Origin of the sequence: Thalassospira sp. CH_XMU1458, assembly GCF_037027205.1 — a bacterium.
Lineage (GTDB): Bacteria > Pseudomonadota > Alphaproteobacteria > Rhodospirillales > Thalassospiraceae > Thalassospira > Thalassospira tepidiphila.
In genome coordinates this window covers 106,351-127,380 of the sequence record NZ_JAYMDW010000002.1, presented here as the reverse complement: position 1 = coordinate 127,380, position 21,030 = coordinate 106,351, and the positions used below count along the sequence as shown (strand labels likewise).

Here is a 21,030-nt window from a genome sequence, read left to right as displayed (position 1 = left end):
CCGCGAAACAGCCATCAGTTCATGATGTCGGTCATGTCTTTTTGATTGATATCGTCTGGCTTGTCCTGATCCGGTTCTTTCTTTTTCTGCTCGGGGATTTTGTCTTCGGGCCGCGGGGTATCGAGGAGATCACCCACCTTCACATCCAGAACCGTTTTGCGTTTTTCTTCCAGTGCGATCAGGCGTTCGCGCATGGCAATCGGCCAGCCGCTATCGGTCTGCACAACCAGCAACCGGTCGTAGTCCAGAAACAGGCCAAGGCGGCTCATCAGATCCATCAACGAAACCCGCGACAGATCCCCCGAAAGCAGCCAGCGATGATTTTCGGAACGATCAATCAGCTTTTCGCGTCGCAATGCTGCCAACGCCCAGTTCAGATCACGCCCACCCAGTTTGACGTCGCGCATCATCCTGCGGTAGGTCGGCGGCTTGGCGGCCTCGTGGAAACGATTTTGCAGATATTCCAGAACGCGCAGCACCGCGATAATCCGTTCCATATGCCCGGGCACCGCACCGCGCGGATCGGGAATGATGCCCGCCGCCCGTGCCGCACGCCATTCGGACCGACCCGCTGCCACCTGTGCCCCCAAAAGGATCACGATCCAGGTCAGATACATCCACAACAAAAAGATCGGCACAATCGCAACCGCACCATAGATCGTCTGATAGGTCGGAAACGTCGTGACATAATACGCAAACCCCTTTTTCAGGGTTTCGAACAAAACGGCGGCCACAACGCCACCAACCACACCATCAATAATCACGACCGAGCGGTTCGGCATGCCGATAAACAGCAATGAAAACGCCACCGCCGAAAGAACAAACGGTGCAATAAACGTCAGTTGTCCGATCTGCTCGCCAAGCGCGTCCCCACCAACCAGATGGCGCATGGCAAAGAAATAAGACGCCAGCGAAAGGCTAAGCCCCAGCAACATTGGCCCAACCGTCAAAAGCGTCCAGAACACCACCAGCCGCGCCAGAAGTTTCCGAGGGCTGGTAACGCGGAAAACATCGTTCATCGCCCCTTCGATGGCGCTCAGCAACATCACCGCCGTCAGGCCGAGCACGATTGTGCCAATCGCCGTCATCTGTCCGGTATTTTGCAGGAAACTGCCAAGATAGTCTGTAACCTGCGCGCCGGTTTCCGGCAGGAAATTGTTCAGGACCACGGTCATGATCGTGTCCTTGAACTCATCAAAAACCGGAAAGGCCGACAAAACCGTCAGTGCGATGGCCAGAAACGGCACCATCGCCAAAAGTGTCGTATAGGACAAACCGGCGGCACGTTGTATGGATTTGTCATAAACAAAACGCATAGCGGCATAGCGCCAGAACGCAGTTCGATCAGCGAGCAATTTCTGAATTTCGGCCATTAAACGCTTATCCCCACGCATTTTCCGGTTATACTGCACCTGATCAACAAGATAGCGTGCCTGCACACGTTATGACAGGTCAGATTGACCTTGGCCGCGCTTTGTGTAGGATGCGCCGAATGTCTAATGCCTTCTGGGCCGGTCGCGGCTTTTCTTGAATGCCTCTACCTGCCAGAGAGAGATCGTGGGAACGAGAGGAAATATGAGCCTGTCCACCGACAATATTTCGGGCCTTATGGCCGGTAAACGCGGCCTGATTATGGGTGTCGCCAACGATAAATCGATTGCCTGGGGCATTGCACGTGCGGCTGCTGCGGCCGGTGCCGAAGTGGCCTTTACCTTCCAGGGTGAAGCCCTTGAAAAACGTGTGCGCCCGCTCGCAGAGTCTGTTGGCAGCAACATCGTTCTGCCATGTGACGTGACCGATGCGGCCAGCATGGATGCCGTGTTCGAGACGCTTAAGGAAAAATGGGGCAAGCTTGACTTTGTCGTGCATGCCATCGGTTTCTCCGACAAGAACGAACTGCGTGGTCGCTATGTCGACACCTCGCCGGAAAACTTTGCGCTTTCAATGAACATCTCGGTCTATTCCTTTACCGCGATCGCACAGCGCGCGGAAAAACTGATGACCGATGGCGGTTCGCTTCTAACGCTCTCCTATTACGGCGCGGAAAAGGTCATGCCGCATTACAACGTCATGGGCGTTGCCAAGGCGGCCCTTGAAGCCAGCGTCAAATACCTTGCCAATGACCTTGGCCCGGATCGCATTCGCGTTAACGCCATTTCGGCGGGCCCGATGAAGACCCTTGCTGCATCAGGGATTGGCGATTTCCGCTATATCCTGAAATGGAACGAATACAACTCGCCGATGCGCCGTAACGTCACGCTTGATGATGTTGGCGGATCTGGTCTGTACTTCCTATCGGATCTTTCGACCGGTGTTACGGGCGAAACCCATCATGTCGATTGCGGTTACCACACCGTGGGCATGAAACAGGCAGACGCACCTGACATCACTGTCCAGAAATCCTGATCTGGGCCTGATACGATTTTGCGGGCTGCCCTGATGGGCGGCCCGTTTTGTCTCTAACATATTTGAATTCTGGATAATCGGTTATGGCTGGCAACAGTTTTGGAACACTTTTCCGCTTCACCACCTTTGGCGAAAGCCACGGCCCGGCCATTGGCTGTGTCGTTGATGGTGTGCCGCCCCTGCTTGAACTTACCGAGTCCGATATTCAGAATCACCTCGAAAAACGCAAACCCGGTCAGTCGCGCTTTACCACCCAGCGCCGCGAACCTGATCAGGTCAAAATCCTTTCGGGCGTGTTCGAAGGCAAAACCACCGGCACCCCGATTGGTCTTCTGATCGAAAACGTCGATCAGCGTTCCAAGGATTATGGCGAGATTAAAAACCAGTTCCGCCCGGGCCATGCCGATTACACCTATTGGGAAAAATACGGCACCCGCGATTACCGCGGCGGCGGCCGTTCGTCGGCCCGCGAAACCGCCATGCGGGTCGCCGCCGGTGCAATTGCCCGCAAGGTGCTGGGTGATGACATCAAAATCCGTGCGGCCCTGGTCAAAATGGGCACCAAGGAAATCAATCGTGCGAACTGGGACTGGGCCGAGGTTGATAACAACCCGTTCTTCTGCCCCGACCCCGAAGCCGTTCCGGTGTTCGAGGAATATCTTGATGGCCTGCGCAAGGATGGATCATCTGTTGGTGCAGTGATCGAAGTCGTCTGTTCCGGTGTTCCGGTTGGTCTTGGTGATCCGGTTTATGACAAGCTTGATGCCGATCTGGCCAAGGCGATGATGACGATCAATGCCGTCAAGGGCGTTGAAATCGGCAACGGCTTTGAAGCCGCCGAACTGACCGGTATCGAAAATGCCGATGAAATGCGTCTGGGCGAAGATGGCAAGCCCGTCTTTGGCTCCAACCATGCCGGGGGGATTCTCGGCGGAATTTCATCAGGTCAGGACGTTGTCGTGCGCTTTGCCGTCAAACCGACCAGCTCGATCCTGACCCCGCGCAAAAGCCTTGATATCTATGGCAAGGAAGTCGATGTCGTCACCAAGGGTCGCCATGATCCGTGTGTTGGTATCCGCGGCGTTCCGGTGGGCGAAGCGATGGCTGCAATCACCCTTGCCGACCACCTTTTGCGCCACCGCGCACAGTGCGAAGGCTGGAACAGCAACAAGCATTTTCCAAGCTAGTTTTCGGGCCAGTTTTCCGACGCAATCGGAACGGGCGAATATCGCATCACAACTGGTTTCATGCCGCGTCTAAGTGGCATGAACCCGATATTGCTCAAAACCCTGATCCAACTTGCTGCGTCCAACAAAAAACCGGCTCCCAGCGGAACGGTTGGCAGTGACGCGCAGCTCAAAAATCGCATCGTCCTATTTGCGGACGAAGCCGTCGCCCTGCCCGACTGGGGGATTTCAGGGCTGCCGTCCATGATCCTCGGCGCGGCACCGCAAACCTGCCTGTTCGTCAGCGACCTCACTGTCGATGATGACGGCGATGACAAGGACGATACCGGCGGTTCCGATAGCAACAGCGATGACGCGTCCGATGCAACGGCCAGCGGATCGGTATCTTTCTCCCTGACCATCAAGGCCCCGCCTGCCGCCGACAGCAGCCTTAAGTCGCGCACCATTGTCTGGAAGCTGACATTGCCCGTTGCGGGCTTTCGCGATGTTCAAACAGGTGCCAGCACCCCGCCCGTGCACGCCCCTGTGATCAAAACCCGCATCAAGCTGGGTGGCGTTATCCGTGATGTCGAAATCGGCCTTCTGGAAATGGGTCCTCTGGATCAACCACTTCTGATCGGCAAGGACACGCTATCAAACAAATTCCTGATCCGCCCCGACCGGCCCGAAGATCAGAAGATGCCAGCCGCCCCAACGGTTGACCTGACACCGGCACCCGCCGAGACGCCAAAGCCTGACGGCAGCCAGCCCGACCCAACGTCGGAAAAGGATCAACCGGCAAGCACAGGCGATACAGATCCCAAGGCAAAATCCGGGGACCAGATCGACGACAAGGACAAAGCCGCTTCTCCATCGGACTCGGGCGCGGGGACGAAGCCTCCGGCAACGGATACCACGGACACCAAGGCAACCAACGATACCAAAACTGATCCGGACAACAAGGCCCCCGACGAAACCGCCAAAGCCGCACCAACCGAGACCACGACGCCAGACGCCCCTGCGGCGTCTGATACGTCAAATGCGGCACAGGTAAACGATCAGCCTCAGGATCAAGAACAGCCAAAGTCCGAGGCAGGCGATGCCGCCACCGCCCCGGTGCCACAACCCTCTTCCGACGGCACGCAAGCGTCGGACGCGCCCCAAACAACCGCATCGCCGGAAAGCCAAGCGGCGTCAACCGATGCCACCTCCGCCGAAACGACGGACAAATCAGAAAACGCAACTCAATCCGACACAACACAAGCTGAGCCTGCAAGTTCGCAGTCAGACTCAGATGAAGACAAGACACCAACCCAACCTGCAGATACTCCGTCCACGACCGATACGGCTCACCCGGCGGCCCCGGAAAAAGAACAATCCTGATAAGCCTTTAAACCATAAGCGCCAGACTCCCCTCGCGCCATCCGATAACGGGTGGCGCATTTTTTTTTGCTGATCGAAGTAATTTTTGCTGCACGCCATCTTGTAGTTCTGCTGGGTGACCACATCTAACTTTCATAACAAAAAAACGAACCCCAAACGCGGTTGGGAAAAGGCAAAACCAATGACCATCGATCTGGACTTATCCCGTCTGTCGCGCAGGTCTGCGCTTAAGGGCTGGTTTGCCGCAGGCTCGGCACTTATCGGCAATTCCATTCTGTCACCGGTCTCCGCTGCCAGTGAAAAGACCCTGCTTGCGACCCCTACCTGTGGGGAGGATATCGGACCGACACGCGCCATGACCGAAGGCCCGTTCTATAGCAAAAATCCACCGGAGAAACGCAACTTCCGAACGCTTGGCAACGGCACGCCGGTGACCCTGCTAGGCTATGTGCTGAACTCGGCCTGCACGCCGATTGCCAATGCGATTGTCGATCTGTGGCATGCGGACTCAGATGGCCGTTATGACAATCAGGGCTTTAACATGCGCGGCTATCAGCGCACTGACGGCCAGGGACGCTATTACTTCGATACCATCCGCCCGGCCGAATATGCCGGACGCACCCCGCACTACCACGTCAAGATCACCCCGCCCAATGGCCGAACCCTGACCACCCAGCTTTATTTCCCGGATGAACCGCTTAACGAGCTTGATCACCTGTTTGACAGCGCGCTTCTGATGAACATGCATCCGGCAAGTGACGGCGAAATCGGCCGGTTTGATTTCGTTCTGGGCTGATGCCTGGTCACGGGTATCCCTAACCGAGATTTATGGTTTTACAATCGGGTAATCATCCAAACTGCTGCCATCAGGGAGGCGATTATTTTCTGGTTTGATCAAAGCGATACCAAATTCCAAATCCTCATGGCCTGTTGGGCCGACAATTACTAGCGCACGCCGAATAGCGCCCGATTCATCAAACAATATGTACGAAACCATACCTGGTCTGTCGGGTGGAAGATCGATCTGTTTAGTTCTTCCAACAAGCGTGCTCGCCAAAGCTGATTTCGTTACATCTAAGCTTTGGTCGGTCATTGAAACCACGCAAGTTTTGTTTTCCACCAAGGTCAACAATACGTCCACACTATTGTAATCCTTGTGCTCATACTGCCAAATACTGGCTTCGCTCTCTGGAAACGCTGCGTCTATTCGCTCCTGAGAAACAAGGTAAGGCGCAATCTGGGGATCAGTAACAAGTACAGAAAGGTCGTCTAGGTTAGCAATACAACGCTTGTTGAATTCATCCGAAGCAAGGCCTTGTGGCACTTCATAAGTTGCAAGCTTCCATAGCTTTCCTCCCGCCACGGTAATTACCAATGCAACGAAGAAGAAAATCCAGAACCTTCGCTTTTCTTTGCGAGTCTCACCAATCACCTTACTAACACCTTTTTTAGATTCTCGTGTCGCGAGCATATATAAACCTGATGCACGCAAAACCGTATCTCCGAATTCAGTCTTCGTCGATCTGAAAGATCGAAATGGGGTTGCACAAACTTGGCGCGACGGATAATGTTAACAAAGTTAACATAAGAAAAACGAGTTACGTGCAAATGGGAAAGTATCACCACGGTGATGTCCGGAATGTCCTCCTGCAACAAGCTGAAAACATCCTGACGAACGAAGGCCCGGCTGGTTTGTCGCTACGCCGTCTGGCGCGGCTGACCGGTGTGTCGGAAGCCGCCCCCTATCGCCATTTTGACGGCAAGGATGGCATTTTGGCGGCAGTTGCGATTGCTGCCTTTGAAAGGTTCGCCGAACAACTTGAAAGCGCTGCGGAAAGTCACCCCAATCACGAAGAACGCATCATGGCGCTGGGGGCTGCCTATGTTCAGTTCGCGGTCGAAAACCCGCAGCATTTCCGTCTGATCTTTGGCCGCGAACGCCCGCCACTCGATCAATATCCGGAACTGCGCGATGCCGCCGATAACGCCTTTGACGTCTTGCAACGCGCCGTCACATCGGTTGATCGCAAGGCCGAAATGACCCTGGCCGAGGCCGCCAGTGCCTATAACCGGGCACTCGCCGCTTGGAGCCGCGCCCACGGCATCGCCATGCTGGTGATTGATGGCATGATCGTGCCGCCCGCTGATCAGGATCTTTCAAGTTTTGTCCTGGGCCTTCTGGCCGAAGATTTGACCATGCCGGTCAACACCGACAAAGCCCCTTAAACCTTAACGGGCAGCCGCCTGTTACCAACCGGAAAATCAGATGGAATACGCAACCGTCAAACTCATACACGTCATTGGCGCCATCCTGTTTTTGGGCAACATCATCGTATCCGCCGTCTGGAAAATACAGGCAGACCGGACCAATAACCCGGTCGTCATCGCCTTTGCCTGTCGCCTGATCAACGTCACCGATCTTGCCTTTACCGCGCTTGGTTCGGCCCTGATCGTGATTGGTGGCATCGGGCTTTTTCATGCGACCGGCATCGCGCTTTCAGAGGCACCCTATCTGATCTATGGCATTGGTCTGTTTGGCATGGCAGCAATGCTGTGGTTGGTGGGCTTGCTCCCGCTTCAGATCTATATGTCAAAGATCGCGGCCCAGACCGTGGCAAACGGTGAAACCGCAATGCCCGCAAGCTATGAGAAGTGCCGCCGGCTTTGGAACATGGTCGGGCGGATTGCCATCCTGTTTCCGCTGGGCGCCCTTTACCTGATGATCATGCGCCCCGACTTCTAAGTGGTGGGCGCAACATGCTGCGCCTTCCACCATACGGAAAGCCGTTTTATCTGATTGATCGCCTTTTGGCGCAGGCCCTAAGATGCCGCCAGTTAATTGCATCAAAGAAAACGTCCCGGGAGAAGTCCAATGCTGACCATCAAACGCCTGTCCATTGAGGATGCCTATATCCTGATCGAAGGCGCGCGCAACCGTGCCAATGAAATCGGGGTGCCGATGTGCATCGCGATTACCGACGAATCCGGTGTGCTGATCGCGTTTGAGCGCATGGATGGCGGCAAGGTCACCAGCACCACCATCGCACAGGACAAATCCTTTACCGCATCGGGCGCACGCAAGGGTACGCATGAATATGCCGCCGCTGCCCAGCCAGGCAAACCGGCCTATGGTATTGATTCGGAAATCGGCGGCCGTCTGTCGATTGTTGCGGGTGGCCTGCCAGTGTTCGTTGATGGTGAATGCGTCGGTGGTATCGGCGTCAGTTCCGGCACCCCGCCGCAGGATCAGGACTGCGCCCAGGCCGGTATTGATTTCTTCATGAAGAAAATCGGCAAGTAATCTGATGAGGACGGGTGGAAATCGGGCCTGTTGATCAGGCCGTTTTCCGCCCGCAAATCAGGAATTCAACATTGCCTTCGGGGCCAGTGATCGGGCTTTTGGTGATGCCAAGCACTTCCCAGCCCGGAAGATTTGCCAGCCAGTCGGAAATGGTATCGCAGACTTCCTGATGCAGTTCAGGTTCGCGAACGACCCCCTTTTTGCCAACTCGTTCCTTGCCGACTTCAAATTGCGGCTTGATCAGCGCAATCAGATAACCGCCCGCCTTGACCCGCTCCATACTGGCCGGAAGCACGGTACGAAGCCCGATAAAGCTGGCATCGCAAACAACGATATCAATGGCATCAGGGATCTGTTCTTCGGTCAGGTGGCGCGCATTGGTCTTTTCCATGACCACAACGCGCTCATCATTGCGCAGCTTCCAGTCCAGCTGCCCCTGCCCGACATCGACGGCATAAACCTTGACCGCCCCGTTCTGAAGCAGAACATCGGTAAAGCCGCCGGTGGAGGCGCCGACATCAACCGCGATAAACCCGGTCACGTCGATCTCGAACTCGGCCAACCCTTTTTCAAGCTTGAGCCCGCCGCGTGACACCCACGGATGGGGCTGCCCGCGCAGCGTAATGGAAATGTCTTCCTTGCACGGCATGCCCGGCTTATCAAGCCGTTGCTCGCCACTAAAGACATTGCCTGCCATAATGAAAGCCTGCGCCTTGGACCGGCTTTCCACCAATCCACGTTCCACAAGCAACTGATCCAAACGTTTCTTTGCCATGAGCGCGTTTTAACGCACCCGCCCAAAAAGGTCACGCATTTGGTGTCGCTTTTAAACCGGAATCAGCTGGCCAGCGGTTCGAGGTATCCGCGCGGCACAATCGCCAGCAGATCATTAAGCGACTCACCCTGAACCGCCACATGCTGCTGCATCAGTTTGCCGGCAGTCTCGGCCTCGCCATTGGAAATGGCACTGAGGATATCGGCATGTTCATTGTTGGATTTCTTGACACGCCCCGGACGGTGCAATTGCAGGCGACGATAAGGTGCCAGTCGGTTGCGCACATTCTTGGTCTGACGTTCAAGGAAACTGTTGCGGCATCCGGCATAGATCGCCTCGTGGAAGCGCACATTGGCCTCGTAATAGGCGTCCGCATCAGCATGGTCCTTAAGCCCGTTGCACTCTTCGGACAGCGCAATCAGGTTTTCGATATCGACACGCGGCATGCGTCGTGCGGCGAGGCGTGCGCACATGGCTTCAAGTTCGGCCATGACTTCGAACATTTCAATCAGTTCGGCAACCGTGATCGAGGCAACAATAGTGCCGCGGCGTGGCATGGTCGCAACCAGTCCCGAACCGGCAAGCGTCTGAAGCGCTTCACGCACCGGCGTACGTGAAACACCGAACCGTTCGCTTAACGAACGCTCGTCAAGTTTGTCGCCAGGCTTGAGCACACCGGTCACGATATCGCGTTCAAGTTTCTGGACCAGATCGGTGGCAAGCTTTCCGTTTTGCGACATGTGGGACCTCGTTTTTCGTCACTTACTGGTATACCAGAACACATATTCTGGTACCAATCAAAGCCTTTTCGATGCTGCTTTGCGATGATTTCCTGCTGCATCGCAAAAGTTCAGGCCCGGTTTTCCTAAATCCCCCGGCAAATACTAGGGCGCGGATTTGTGGCACTGCAAAATGACGTTCTGGTATACAAAATTGCGTGGACAGCATGCCAGAAATCTGTAACGCTTTCTTCCAATGCGAAAACCGCATCAATAATAAGACGCGCAAAAAGCCGTCAAAATGCATTCAAAACGCATGCTTCATCCGGGAGGATAAAGATGAAGATTTTCAAGAAGACTCTTACGGCGTCTGTTGCCGCCATCTCCATGTCTGTTGCTGCCTTTGGCATGTCCGCATCTGCTGGTGCCGAGACGCTCAAGCTGTCTCACCAGTGGTCGACCAGCGACATCCGTCACAAGGTTGCACAGATCGTCGCCGATGAAGTCAAAGCCGCAAACGTTGATCTGGAAATCCAGATCTTCCCGTCCGGCTCCCTGTTCAAGGCAAAAGAACAGTGGACCCCGATGACACGCGGGCAGCTCGACATGATCGTTTATCCGCTGGCCTATGCCGGTGGTCGTGTTCCGGCAACCAACCTGACCCTGATGCCGGCACTGGTCAAAAACCACGATCATGCCAACCGCATCAACGAATCCCCGTTCATGGCTAAAATCGAAGAACTCCTGAACGAAGATGGTGTTGTAACCGTTGCCAAGGGTTGGCTGGCCGGTGGCTTTGCCTCGACCAAGGGCTGCATCCGTAAGCCGGAAGACGTCAAAGGACTTCAGATTCGTGCCGCCGGCAAATCGTTCGAGCAGATGCTTGAAGGTGCCGGTGCATCCATCGCCGCCATGCCGAGCTCGGAAATCTATCCGGCCATGCAGACCGGCGTTCTTGATGCCACCAACACCAGCTCCTCAAGCTTCGTTTCCTATCGTATCTACGAGCAGGTCAGCTGCTACACCCCGGCCGCAGGCAACGCACTGTGGTTCATGTATCAGCCGGTCCTGATGTCGAAGAAAAGCTACGACAACCTCAATGATGCGCAGAAAGAAGCCCTGGCTGCTGCTGCGAAAAAGGCTGAGGAATACTACACCACCGAAGGCCGCAAGCAGGACTCTGACAGCATCGACGTCTTCAAGGAAAACGGCGTTGAAATCGCCGAGTTGACCGACGAAGACTTCGCTGCATGGCAGGCTCTGGCCAAGGAAACCTCCTACAAGAAGTTCGTTGAAGAGACCCCGAACGGTCAGGAACTTCTTGATATGGCACTTGCAGTCGAGTGATCGGTTCTTGACGTGAAGTGATGGTGGTGCCGGTCCGTCCGGCACCACCCCATTCCTCAAAATACAAAAATATAGACCAATACGGTTCCGTCAGAGGAGAACGCGCGTGTCGAACGCCATGTCCCCGCACCCACTTCCGATTGATCTGCCAGACGATTTCACGCAGACACCAAGTGCGTCGCATTCCGTTAAATCAGATATGCCTCCCCCGCCTGATGTCGAGCCGATCGACCATCAAAACGCCATGGCCGCAAACCGGTCCCAGGCGCCAAAGGGCCCGCTTGATGGCGTCATTTCAGCCATCCATTTCTTATCGCGCATTTGCGGGATCGCATCGGCAAGCATGTTTGCCATTGCGATGCTGATCATCTGCCAACTGGTCTTCATGCGCTATGTGCTCAATGAATCCACCGTCTGGCAGACCGAAGCCGTCATCTTCCTGATGATCGGCGCAACACTGGTCGGCCTGCCCTATGTTCAATTGCTGCGCGGTCACGTCAATGTTGACCTGTTCCCGATGTACCTCAAACGCGGCGCCCGCATGACCCTTGCCATCCTGACCCTGTCATGTGGCATGGCGATCAGCGCCCTGTTTGGCTTCTATGGTCTGGAACTGGTGATCGAGGCCTATGAAGGCGGCTGGTTGTCTGAAACCATCTGGGCCGTCGCACTCTGGAAACCTTACACCGCGCTGCCGATCGGCTTTGGCTTGCTGTTCTTGCAATTCTTTGCCGATTTCCTGTCGCTCATCACCCGCAGATCGACACCGTTCGATATTCGCGACGACATTTCCTAAGGAGGCCGCATCATGGATCCCTTGCTTCTTGCGGCCGTTGTCGGCATCGCAACCACTCTTGTTCTTTTCTCCGGCATTCCGGTCGGCATTGGACTGCTTTTGGTCAGTGTTGGCTTCATCATCACCTTTGATGGCACCGGATCACTGCCGCTGTTGCCGGAAATCCTGTTCGGCAAACTCGAAAGTTTCGAAGTTCTCGCCATCCCGATGTTTATCCTGATGGGCGCGGTTGTTGCCTCGTCTCGGGCCGGTGGTGACTTGTATTCCGTTCTTGATCGCTGGCTGACCCGTATTCCGGGCGGGCTTGTGATTTCAAACCTTGGCGCCTGCGCGATCTTTTCCGCGCTTTCGGGTTCGTCGCCTGCCACCTGTGCCGCAATCGGCAAGATGGGCATCCCGGCGATGCGCGAACGCGGCTTCCCCGATACGGTTGCGGCCGGCTCGATTGCCGCTGGCGGTACGCTGGGCATCCTGATCCCGCCAAGTGTCACCATGATTGTTTACGGCATCTCGACCGAAACCTCGATCGGGCGCCTGTTCCTTGCCGGTCTTCTGCCGGGTCTTCTGGTCACCGCCCTGTTCATGGCCTGGTCGCTCTATTCGACCTGGCGTCAGGGTAATGCCCAGGCCGCCCTTGGTGTTGTCAAATACACCTGGAAGGAAAAGTTTGAAATCCTTCCGCGTGTTCTGCCCTTCCTTGTCATCATTGGTGCGGTTCTGTTCGCCCTTTATGGCGGTGTTGCGACACCTTCGGAAACGGCCGGTGTGGGTGCACTGTTCTGCCTGATCACCGCGATGATCGTTTATCGCATGTGGAAACCGGGTCAGCTTTGGAATGTCATGCGTGACACCACCAAGGAATCCGTGATGATCCTTTTGATCATCGGGGCTGCTGGCCTGTTTAGCTACATGCTGTCATCGCTGTTCATCACCCAGTCGATTGCACAGTGGATTTCCGCCCTTGAGGTCAACCGTTGGGTTCTGATGGGCTTCATCAACGTGTTCCTGCTGATCAGTGGCTTCTTCCTGCCGCCGGTCGCAGTCATCCTGATGAGCGCACCGATCCTGCTGCCGGTGATCATCAATGCCGGTTTCGATCCTTACTGGTTTGCCGTGATCCTGACGATCAACATGGAAATCGGTCTGATCACCCCGCCGGTTGGTTTGAACCTGTATGTCATCAATGGCATTGCACCCGATATCCGCCTGCAGAGCATCCTTAAGGGCGCCTTCCCTTACGTGATGTGCATGATCGCAGCGATCATCATTCTGTGCTTCTTCCCGCAGATCGCCACCTGGCTTCCGGAAACCATCATCGGAGGACGCTAATGTCAGGCATGTCTGTCAAAAGCTGGCTTTCAAGCATTGCCGACCGTGGTCGTGAACTGCTTGATCTGCCACTCTCGACCCCTCAGGACCCGCTCAAGCAGCTTGGCGCCATGTGCAAGGACCTTGTTTCGCAAAAGGGCGAGGCACGTGGCACCGCGGCTGCACGCGAAGTGGTGCGGCTTTGGGAAAACCTGCCCGAAGAAGACCATCTGGCCTTCTTCCGGATGATGCAAAATGACTTTAGTGCTGATCGCGCCAAGGTCACCAAGGCCGCCGAGGCCTTTGCCAAGGACCCGTCCGAGGCAAACCTCGCCGTCCTGACCCAAACGTCCGAGCCGATCCGTCAGGAACTGCTGCGCAAGATCAACATGGCGCCGGGTGGTACGCGGGCCATTGTCGATATGCGTGAAACCCTGATCGGGCTTCTCAAGAACAACCGCGATCTTGAACCGCTCAATGCCGATATGCAGCACCTGCTGACCAGCTGGTTCAACCGTGGCTTCCTTGAGTTGCGTCACATCGATTGGGATACCTCGGCGGCCATCCTTGAAAAACTGATCCGCTATGAGGCGGTCCATGAAATTCAGGGCTGGGAAGATCTGCGTCGTCGTCTGGCAACCGACCGGAAATGCTTTGCCTTCTTCCATCCGGCCATCCCCGACGATCCGCTGATCTTTGTTGAAGTCGCCCTCGTGCATGGCTTGGCTGATAGCGTTCAGGCGCTTCTGGCCCCGGAAATCGATGAAAAGGCCCCGGAAACTGCCAACACGGCGATCTTCTATTCGATCAGCAACTGTCAGGCCGGCCTTAAGGGCATTTCGTTTGGCAACTTCCTGATCAAACAGGTGGTCGAGGAACTCAAACGCGAATTCCCGCAGCTCAAACAATTCGCCACCCTGTCACCCATTCCGGGCTTCATGGGTTGGCTGCGCACCCGCCAGAAAAGCAAGGCCGACGACGCTGAACTCGCCGGTCAGGTGCTGGACGGGCTTAGCGAAGACGACTGGATCAACGATCCGATCAAGGTCGCCAAGCTGCAAAAGCCGACTTTGGCGCTGTGTGCCACCTATCTTGCCACCTGCAAACGCGGCAAGTCCCCGCTTGATCCTACTGCCCGCTTCCATCTGGGCAATGGTGCACAGCTTGAACGCCTGAACTGGCTTGGCGACACCTCCGAAAAGGGTCTGCGTCAGGCGGGCGGCATGATGGTGAACTACGCCTATCACCTCAATGATATCGAGAAAAACCACGAAGCACTGATGAATGACGGAAAGATCGCCACATCGAAATCCGTCGCACAGCTTGCCGGAATTTAAACAGGTATGACCATGTCAGATAATCTTCTTCAAACATTTCTGGACCGTTTTCCGGCCGACAAATCCCGCACGTTTCTGATTGAACGCGACGGCACCGAACGCAGTTTTTCGTGGCTGCTTGATCGCACCGGTCGTTATGCCGCTGTCCTGGCATCCCATGGTGTGGTCAAGGGTGACCGCGTTGCCGCACAGGTCGACAAGTCATCGGATGTGATCGCGCTCTATCTGGCCTGCCTGCAACTTGGCGCCATTCACCTGCCGCTCAACACCGCCTATACCGGTGATGAAATTGCCTATTTCCTCGGTGATGCCGCACCGCGTGTCTTCGTTTGTCGTCCGGCCCATATCGATGCGGCCAAGGAACTGGGTGACAAGAATGACGTCGCCGCTGTCCTGTCGCTCGGTTCAAACGGCGATGGCAGCCTGAATGACCAGGCCACAAACGCCACCGCCATGACCGACATCGTCGCCGCCGACAAGGACGACGTTGCCGCGATCCTGTACACATCGGGCACCACGGGCCGGTCCAAGGGCGCGATGTTGACCCACAACAATCTGGGCTCGAACGCCAAAACCCTGCATCAGGCATGGGGCTTCAAGCCGGGTGATACTTTGCTCCATGCCCTGCCGCTGTTCCACACCCACGGGCTGTTTGTTGCGATCAACATCATGCTGATGAATGGCGGCAAGGTGATCCTGCTTCCGAAATTCGATGCCGATGACGTGATTGAACGTCTGCCGCAATCAACCGTCCTGATGGGCGTTCCGACCTTCTATACCCGCCTGCTGGCGCATCCGAAATTCACCAAGGATGTGACGGCCAACATGCGTCTGTTCGTCTCGGGCTCGGCCCCGCTTCTGGCCGAAACCCATGACGCATTCTTTGAACGCACCGGTCACAAGATCCTTGAACGCTATGGCATGACCGAAACCTGCATGAACACCTCCAACCCGCTCGATGGCGAACGCCGTCCGGGTGCGGTTGGCCCGACCCTGCCAGGGATCGAGGCCCGCGTTTGTGACAAGGATGGCAATGTTCTGGGGGCTGGTGAAATCGGCGTGCTTGAAGTCCGTGGCCCGAACGTCTTCAAAGGCTACTGGCAGATGCCGGAAAAAACCGCGTCCGAGTTCCGGTCTGACGGCTTCTTTATCACCGGCGATCTCGCCACCATCGGTGAGGACGGCTATGTCACCATCGTTGGCCGTGACAAGGACCTGATCATTTCCGGTGGCTTTAACGTCTATCCCAAGGAAGTCGAAGAAGTCATCGCCGAGTATGACGAGGTCGATGAAGTCGCGATCTTTGGCCTGCCGCATCCCGACTTCGGCGAAGCCGTTGCCGGTGTGATTGTGGCCGCCAATGGCGATAAAGCCGATCCCGAAGCCATCATCAAACGCACCCAGGACAAGCTGGCGAAATTCAAGGTGCCAAAACGCATCTGGGTGATCAAGGAACTGCCGCGCAACACCATGGGCAAAATTCAGAAGGCCCAGCTGCGCAAACAATACGAAGACACCTTTACCTCCCCTGCAGCATAAGCGTTGCAGTCTTATACTCCCGCTGCCCAGAGCCTTTCCTGCTAACAGAAAGCTCTTTCCCGCAGCACCCATCGGGTCTCTGACCCTACCTCCCCGGCCGGATTTATCTGGCCGGTTTTTTTTGCCTGCACACCCAAAACCCGAACGTCACGAATTCCGCCGTTATGCAATTTTTAGGGAATAACGCCAAAAAATGCTAAATTAGACAACGACCAACAACCAATCTGAAGGCCTGTCGTAGGGACCAGCACGAAAGTGACCGGGATTGATGACCAAGCTTGATGACGCAATAGACCGGGTTTCGCGCAACATCGCCCAGACCGGCGCCCTGACGACCGAGGCCTCGCGGCGCTACGAACAGATGTTTGCCGATTTCCGCACCGAACTGGACCGCGCCCTTGATGCGGCCGAGACGCTTGCCGATGCCGCCGGGGCCACCATGGCGATACTCGAACAGGCATCAAACCTTTTGCGCCAAAGCTTTCCCAACCCGTACCCGCGCGCCTGTCGCGATCAATGCAGCGCCTGCTGCCACCTGTTTGTCAGTGTCCCGCCCGGTGTGACCGACCTGATCGCCGCCCACATCACGGCAAATTTCACCACGCCACAGATCGATGCCCTGAAAGATCGCCTGCGCAGCGCCGCAACCGATATCGAACAATATACAAAAACCAGTGACGTCCGGGTGCGCTGCCCGTTACTTGATGAACAGGATCGCTGCAGCATTTACGCCGTCCGCCCGCTGACCTGTCGCGCCTTTACCTCGGCCAATGCCGGTCTGTGCCATGCCATGGTGTTTGGCGACAGCGCGCAACAATCCACCCGCATTGATCAGGATCCCGGCCATTACCGCCTGCATATCGCAGCAACCGAGGCGCTGCAAAATCTTGCAACCCGTCGCGGCCTTAACGGGCGTCAGGAGGGCTTTGTTCACGCCCTGCTCGATCGGCTTGAAAACGGGCCAGTATCCGCCTGATACAAACGCCTTGCAATTTCGCGCAAACAAGACCATTTCCCAAAAGTTCCTCAAGGGCTGCGCATCCGCCCGGCCTTGCCATCAAAACCAAATGGGGCAGACATGGATAACCCGTCCGCAAAATCACCGCGCGTGGCCTTTGTCACCGGTGGTGCCCAGGGCTTGGGCCTTGGCATCTCAAAGCATCTTCTGGGGCTTGGCTGGAAGGTCGCGATGTTTGATCTTGATGCCGATGCGGGCGAGGACGCGCTTGATAGCCTGACGGATGCCGAACGCGACCGCACATTGTTTTTGCAAGGCGACGTCGCCCATGAGGCCGACATCAAACTTTGCATCCAGCAATGCGTTGACCGGTTTGGCCGCATCGATGGCCTGATCAACAATGCCGGGATAGCCAATCCCCATGTCCCCAACATCGAAGACCTTGAATGGGATCAATGGCAACGCGTGATCAATGTCAATCTGGGCGGGGCGTTTCTGGCAACCAAGCACGCGACACAGCATCTGCGCGATACCAAGGGCGCGATTGTCAATATCGCCTCCACCCGCGCCTTCCAGTCAGAGGCCAACACAGAACCTTATGCCGCGTCCAAGGGTGGCATTGTTGCCCTGACCCATGCGCTGGCCGTCAGCCTTGCGGGCGACATTCGCGTTAACGCCATCGCACCGGGCTGGATCGAAGTTGGCGACTGGCAGAAGAACGCCAACAAAACCGAACCCGATCACAGCGAAGCCGACAAGGCCCAACACCCGGTTGGCCGTGTTGGTAAACCTGAAGACATCGCACAGGCCGTCGCCTTCCTGCTGGATGGTGATAAATCCGGCTTCATGACCGGCGAAACCATCCGCATCGATGGTGGCATGACGCACAAGATGATTTACGTCGACTGACGAACGCCAGGAAAGAAAAAGGCCGGTCTGTCATTTCCGACAACCGGCCTTTTTTATTCTCGAAATCTTCGAACTGATCAGGCGCGCGCCTTGCTTTCGCTCATGCCAAGCGCGCCAAGCGCGGTCTTGACGATGGCCTTGGCATCAAGCCCGGCCTTCTCGTACTGGATTTCCGGCTTGTCATGATCAATCAGCGCGTCAGGCAGTGCCATGGTGCGGATCTTAAGCCCGTTATCAAGCAACCCGTGTCCCGCCATATGTTGCAGGACCATCGCGCCAAAGCCGTTGATCGATCCTTCTTCGATGGTGATCAGGACTTCGTGGTTGCGCGCCAGATCGGCAATCAGTTCATGATCAAGCGGCTTGGCAAAGCGCGCATCGGCCACCGTGGCAGGCAAACCGCGTGCGGCAAGGTCTTCGGCGGCAATAAGCGCCTCGGCCAGACGCGTGCCATAAGACAGGATGGCAATCTTGCCCCCCTCGCGCAGGATACGGCCCTTACCGATTTCAAGGACTTTTCCCTCGGCCGGCATTTCAACGCCAACACCTTCGCCGCGCGGATAACGGAACGCAGATGGTCGATCATCAATCGCCCAGGCGGTTGTGGTCATGTGGATAAGCTCGGCCTCATCGGCGGCCGCCATCAAAACAAAGTTCGGCAAACAACCAAGATAGGCAATGTCATAGGCCCCGGCATGGGTCGCACCATCCGCCCCGACCAGTCCGGCACGGTCCATCGCGAAACGCACCGGCAGGTTCTGGATCGCGACATCATGCACGACCTGATCATAACCACGCTGCAGGAAGGTCGAATACAGCGTGCAGAACGGCTTGTACCCTTCGCACGCCATCCCGGCGGCAAAGGTCACCGCATGCTGTTCGGCAATCCCGACGTCAAAGGCACGATCCGGAAAATGATCGGCAAAGATGTTCACACCCGTGCCCGATGGCATCGCAGCTGTGATCGCGGTAACTTTCTCGTCCTTCTCGGCAAGCTTCACCAGCGTTTCGCCATACACCTTGGTGTAGCTCGGCGCATTCGGGGTCGGCTTGGCCTGCTTGCCGGTGACAACGTCAAACTTGGCAACGCCATGATATTTGTCGGCGGCATTTTCGGCGGGGCCATAGCCCTTGCCTTTTTGCGTAACGGCATGGATCAGGATCGGGCCATCAACATCGGCATCGCGGACGTTTTTCAAAACCGGCAACAGATGATCCATGTTGTGACCATCAATCGGCCCGACATAGAAAAAGCCCATTTCTTCAAACAGGGTGCCGCCCGTGACCATGCCACGGGTATATTCTTCAAGCTTGCGCGCAGCCTCTTCGATCTGGCGCGGCAGGTGCTTTGTCAGGCCCTTGGCCGCATTGCGCAGGCCCTGATAGCCCTTGCCCGAAATCAGGCGTGACAAATAACCCGACATCGATCCCACCGGCGGGGCAATCGACATGTCGTTATCATTCAGGATCACAATCAAACGCTGATCGGTGGCGGCGGCATTGTTCATCGCCTCATAGGCCATGCCCGCACTCATCGATCCATCGCCAATCACGGCAATCACGTTCTTGCGCTTGTCATCCGATAGCTGGTTGGCCACCGCCATACCGAGGCCTGCCGAGATCGAGGTGGAGCTATGCCCCGCCCCGAACGGATCATATTCGGATTCGGATCGTTTGGTGAAACCGGACAAACCGCCACCCTGACGAATGGTGCGGATACGATCACGCCGCCCGGTCAGGATTTTATGCGGATAGCACTGATGACCAACATCCCAGATCAAACGATCATACGGCGTATCAAACAGGTAATGGATCGCAACCGTCAGTTCGACCACACCAAGGCCAGCACCCAGATGCCCGCCGGTCACCGATACTGCATCAATCACCTCGGCGCGCAATTCGTCGGCAACCTGCTTCATCTGGGCAGGCTGCAACTTGCGCAGCTCTTCGGGGGTGTTGATGGTATCCAGCAGCGGGGTCTTGGAGGTCGTGCTCATTCCGATCTCGATTTCAATTTTTTATATGGCGTTGGTTACAACAGGGTGACTGTTATGGCGCCATGTTGCAAGCTGCGTAAAATAGCGAGGTTCGACCGAATTAGCGACCCTGAATTTCACCGGTTTTTACCTTATCGAGGAAACGGTGGATCACTTGCTCGACAGTGCGGTGAATGGTGTCGCGATCCTGACCAAAATCGCGGCATAAATAGCCAAAATTCTCTGCGATATATGGGGTGCATTTCGGCAAGAATGAATAGTGCCCGGCCCCTTTGACCTTCACAAACTTTGCCCGCCCGCGCAACAGCTTGCGGAAGTGTGCGGCGTTAACATGCTCATGCAGGATTTCATCTGTATCGGCCTCGACAAACAGCATCGGGATATCGATATCGCTCAATCCCGCATCGGTCGCCGCCACGCCAAAGGCTGGCGCAATCGCGATAACGGCAGCAATTCGTTCATCTCGTTCAGACACCACCGGCCCGCCATACACAGTGTGCAACCGATGAAGGTGATCATCACTTGGCGCATGCTGGCAAATCACGTGATCCGTATCAGCGTTGATTTCGCAGTAATCCTGCCAGGCCTTGGCATCAAAATCCCAGCCCGCCAGCTTAAGAACCGTCGCCCCACCGGCCGAATGACCAAGGGCATAGATTTTGTCCTGGTCAATCTGCGGCCCGATTTCGTCATGCGCCAACAACAAATCAAGGGCCAGACGCATTTCCTGCGGGCGGCGCTCGATAATCGTCAACTGCCGGGCTTCGGACGCATCAAGGTAGTTATCGCCATGATGCTGCGGGGCGGCGACGATATAGCCCCGCCGTGCCAGATATTCTGCCAACCAGAACTGATTGAACCGATGCCCTTCCGACCCATGCGAAAACAGCACGATGGGAAATGGGCCGTCATCGGCAAAGGCGGCACCACGCGCAGCACTGGAAACCACGCCCATATGACGCACCGAACTTTCGGGTGCGGTCGCCGGATACCAGATCGCGAGTGGGAACGGATCCTTGTCAAACAGCCGGTCACGAAAACCGGCTGTATATGGCGCATGATCGGTCATGGTGATGATCTATGACCACG

Annotated in this window: 20 protein-coding genes; 14 read left to right on the top strand and 6 right to left on the bottom strand. The window is 56.1% G+C overall.

All coding sequences use genetic code 11. From position 1 onward, the window contains the following. Positions 1-14 precede the first annotated feature (14 nt). Positions 15-1,373: a YihY family inner membrane protein gene (locus tag WBY09_RS07955; RefSeq protein ID WP_197145266.1), complete on the bottom strand. Its 1,359-nt coding sequence runs from the start codon at positions 1,371-1,373 to the stop codon at positions 15-17. A gap of 202 nt (positions 1,374-1,575) precedes the next feature. On the opposite strand from WBY09_RS07955, the gene fabI reads away from it, so the two are divergent. The 4 genes from fabI to WBY09_RS07935 all read left to right on the top strand — a co-directional run bounded on the left by fabI (position 1,576) and on the right by WBY09_RS07935 (position 5,751). Continuing rightward, positions 1,576-2,406: an enoyl-ACP reductase FabI gene (gene fabI / locus WBY09_RS07950; RefSeq protein WP_008891298.1), complete on the top strand. Its 831-nt coding sequence runs from the start codon at positions 1,576-1,578 to the stop codon at positions 2,404-2,406. 83 nt (positions 2,407-2,489) lie between these two features. Next, a complete protein-coding gene (gene aroC / locus WBY09_RS07945; RefSeq protein ID WP_197145267.1) occupies positions 2,490-3,593 on the top strand; it encodes a chorismate synthase in 1,104 nt (367 codons plus the stop codon). A 60-nt stretch (positions 3,594-3,653) separates the two neighbouring features. After that, positions 3,654-4,955 (top strand): hypothetical protein, encoded by a 1,302-nt coding sequence (locus WBY09_RS07940; protein ID WP_336232430.1) that lies wholly within the window; start codon positions 3,654-3,656, stop codon positions 4,953-4,955. A gap of 181 nt (positions 4,956-5,136) precedes the next feature. After that, positions 5,137-5,751 carry a dioxygenase family protein gene (locus WBY09_RS07935; RefSeq protein WP_197145269.1) on the top strand — a complete coding sequence of 205 codons (615 nt, stop codon included), beginning with the start codon at positions 5,137-5,139 and terminating at the stop codon, positions 5,749-5,751. Positions 5,752-5,781: 30 nt separating this feature from the next. Here WBY09_RS07935 and WBY09_RS07930 read toward each other — a convergent pair whose 3' ends face one another. Further along, positions 5,782-6,447: a hypothetical protein gene (locus WBY09_RS07930; protein ID WP_197145270.1), complete on the bottom strand. Its 666-nt coding sequence runs from the start codon at positions 6,445-6,447 to the stop codon at positions 5,782-5,784. 116 nt (positions 6,448-6,563) lie between these two features. On the opposite strand from WBY09_RS07930, the gene WBY09_RS07925 reads away from it, so the two are divergent. The 3 genes from WBY09_RS07925 to WBY09_RS07915 all read left to right on the top strand — a co-directional run bounded on the left by WBY09_RS07925 (position 6,564) and on the right by WBY09_RS07915 (position 8,256). Then, positions 6,564-7,181: a TetR/AcrR family transcriptional regulator gene (locus tag WBY09_RS07925; protein WP_197145271.1), complete on the top strand. Its 618-nt coding sequence runs from the start codon at positions 6,564-6,566 to the stop codon at positions 7,179-7,181. Positions 7,182-7,221: 40 nt separating this feature from the next. Then, on the top strand, positions 7,222-7,698 hold the full coding sequence (locus WBY09_RS07920; RefSeq protein WP_336232429.1) for a DUF2269 family protein: 477 nt from the start codon (positions 7,222-7,224) through the stop codon (positions 7,696-7,698). 129 nt (positions 7,699-7,827) lie between these two features. Next, on the top strand, positions 7,828-8,256 hold the full coding sequence (locus WBY09_RS07915; RefSeq protein ID WP_008891292.1) for a GlcG/HbpS family heme-binding protein: 429 nt from the start codon (positions 7,828-7,830) through the stop codon (positions 8,254-8,256). Positions 8,257-8,290: 34 nt separating this feature from the next. On the opposite strand, the gene WBY09_RS07910 is transcribed toward WBY09_RS07915, so the two are convergent. Both WBY09_RS07910 and WBY09_RS07905 read right to left on the bottom strand, forming a co-directional pair. After that, a complete protein-coding gene (locus WBY09_RS07910) occupies positions 8,291-9,031 on the bottom strand; it encodes a TlyA family RNA methyltransferase (RefSeq protein WP_197145273.1) in 741 nt (246 codons plus the stop codon). A gap of 62 nt (positions 9,032-9,093) precedes the next feature. Further along, on the bottom strand, positions 9,094-9,771 hold the full coding sequence (locus tag WBY09_RS07905) for a GntR family transcriptional regulator (RefSeq protein WP_008891290.1): 678 nt from the start codon (positions 9,769-9,771) through the stop codon (positions 9,094-9,096). 318 nt (positions 9,772-10,089) lie between these two features. On the opposite strand from WBY09_RS07905, the gene dctP reads away from it, so the two are divergent. The 7 genes from dctP (at position 10,090) to WBY09_RS07870 (ending at position 17,944) form a co-directional block, all read left to right on the top strand. After that, positions 10,090-11,097, top strand: coding sequence for a TRAP transporter substrate-binding protein DctP (gene dctP / locus WBY09_RS07900; protein ID WP_063087123.1), 1,008 nt, complete (start codon positions 10,090-10,092; stop codon positions 11,095-11,097). 106 nt (positions 11,098-11,203) lie between these two features. Continuing rightward, positions 11,204-11,893, top strand: coding sequence for a TRAP transporter small permease (locus WBY09_RS07895; RefSeq protein ID WP_008891288.1), 690 nt, complete (start codon positions 11,204-11,206; stop codon positions 11,891-11,893). Between the two features lie 12 nt (positions 11,894-11,905). Further along, positions 11,906-13,222 (top strand): TRAP transporter large permease, encoded by a 1,317-nt coding sequence (locus tag WBY09_RS07890; RefSeq protein WP_008891287.1) that lies wholly within the window; start codon positions 11,906-11,908, stop codon positions 13,220-13,222. Further along, positions 13,222-14,538 carry a malonyl-CoA decarboxylase gene (locus tag WBY09_RS07885; protein ID WP_336232428.1) on the top strand — a complete coding sequence of 439 codons (1,317 nt, stop codon included), beginning with the start codon at positions 13,222-13,224 and terminating at the stop codon, positions 14,536-14,538. The genes WBY09_RS07890 and WBY09_RS07885 overlap by 1 nt, the downstream gene beginning before the upstream one ends. 12 nt (positions 14,539-14,550) lie before the next feature. Then, positions 14,551-16,077: a malonate--CoA ligase gene (locus tag WBY09_RS07880; protein ID WP_336232427.1), complete on the top strand. Its 1,527-nt coding sequence runs from the start codon at positions 14,551-14,553 to the stop codon at positions 16,075-16,077. 268 nt (positions 16,078-16,345) lie between these two features. Continuing rightward, positions 16,346-17,053, top strand: a complete 708-nt coding sequence (locus WBY09_RS07875) for a YkgJ family cysteine cluster protein (RefSeq protein WP_336232426.1) — start codon at positions 16,346-16,348, stop codon at positions 17,051-17,053. A 102-nt stretch (positions 17,054-17,155) separates the two neighbouring features. Then, positions 17,156-17,944 carry a glucose 1-dehydrogenase gene (locus tag WBY09_RS07870; RefSeq protein ID WP_336232425.1) on the top strand — a complete coding sequence of 263 codons (789 nt, stop codon included), beginning with the start codon at positions 17,156-17,158 and terminating at the stop codon, positions 17,942-17,944. A gap of 77 nt (positions 17,945-18,021) precedes the next feature. On the opposite strand, the gene dxs is transcribed toward WBY09_RS07870, so the two are convergent. Together dxs and WBY09_RS07860 are read right to left on the bottom strand one after the other, a co-directional pair. Further along, entirely contained in the window at positions 18,022-19,941 is a 1,920-nt protein-coding gene (gene dxs / locus WBY09_RS07865) for a 1-deoxy-D-xylulose-5-phosphate synthase (protein WP_336232424.1), read from the bottom strand. Between the two features lie 100 nt (positions 19,942-20,041). Continuing rightward, positions 20,042-21,010, bottom strand: coding sequence for an alpha/beta hydrolase family protein (locus tag WBY09_RS07860; RefSeq protein WP_336232423.1), 969 nt, complete (start codon positions 21,008-21,010; stop codon positions 20,042-20,044). Between the last annotated feature and the right edge of the window lie 20 nt (positions 21,011-21,030).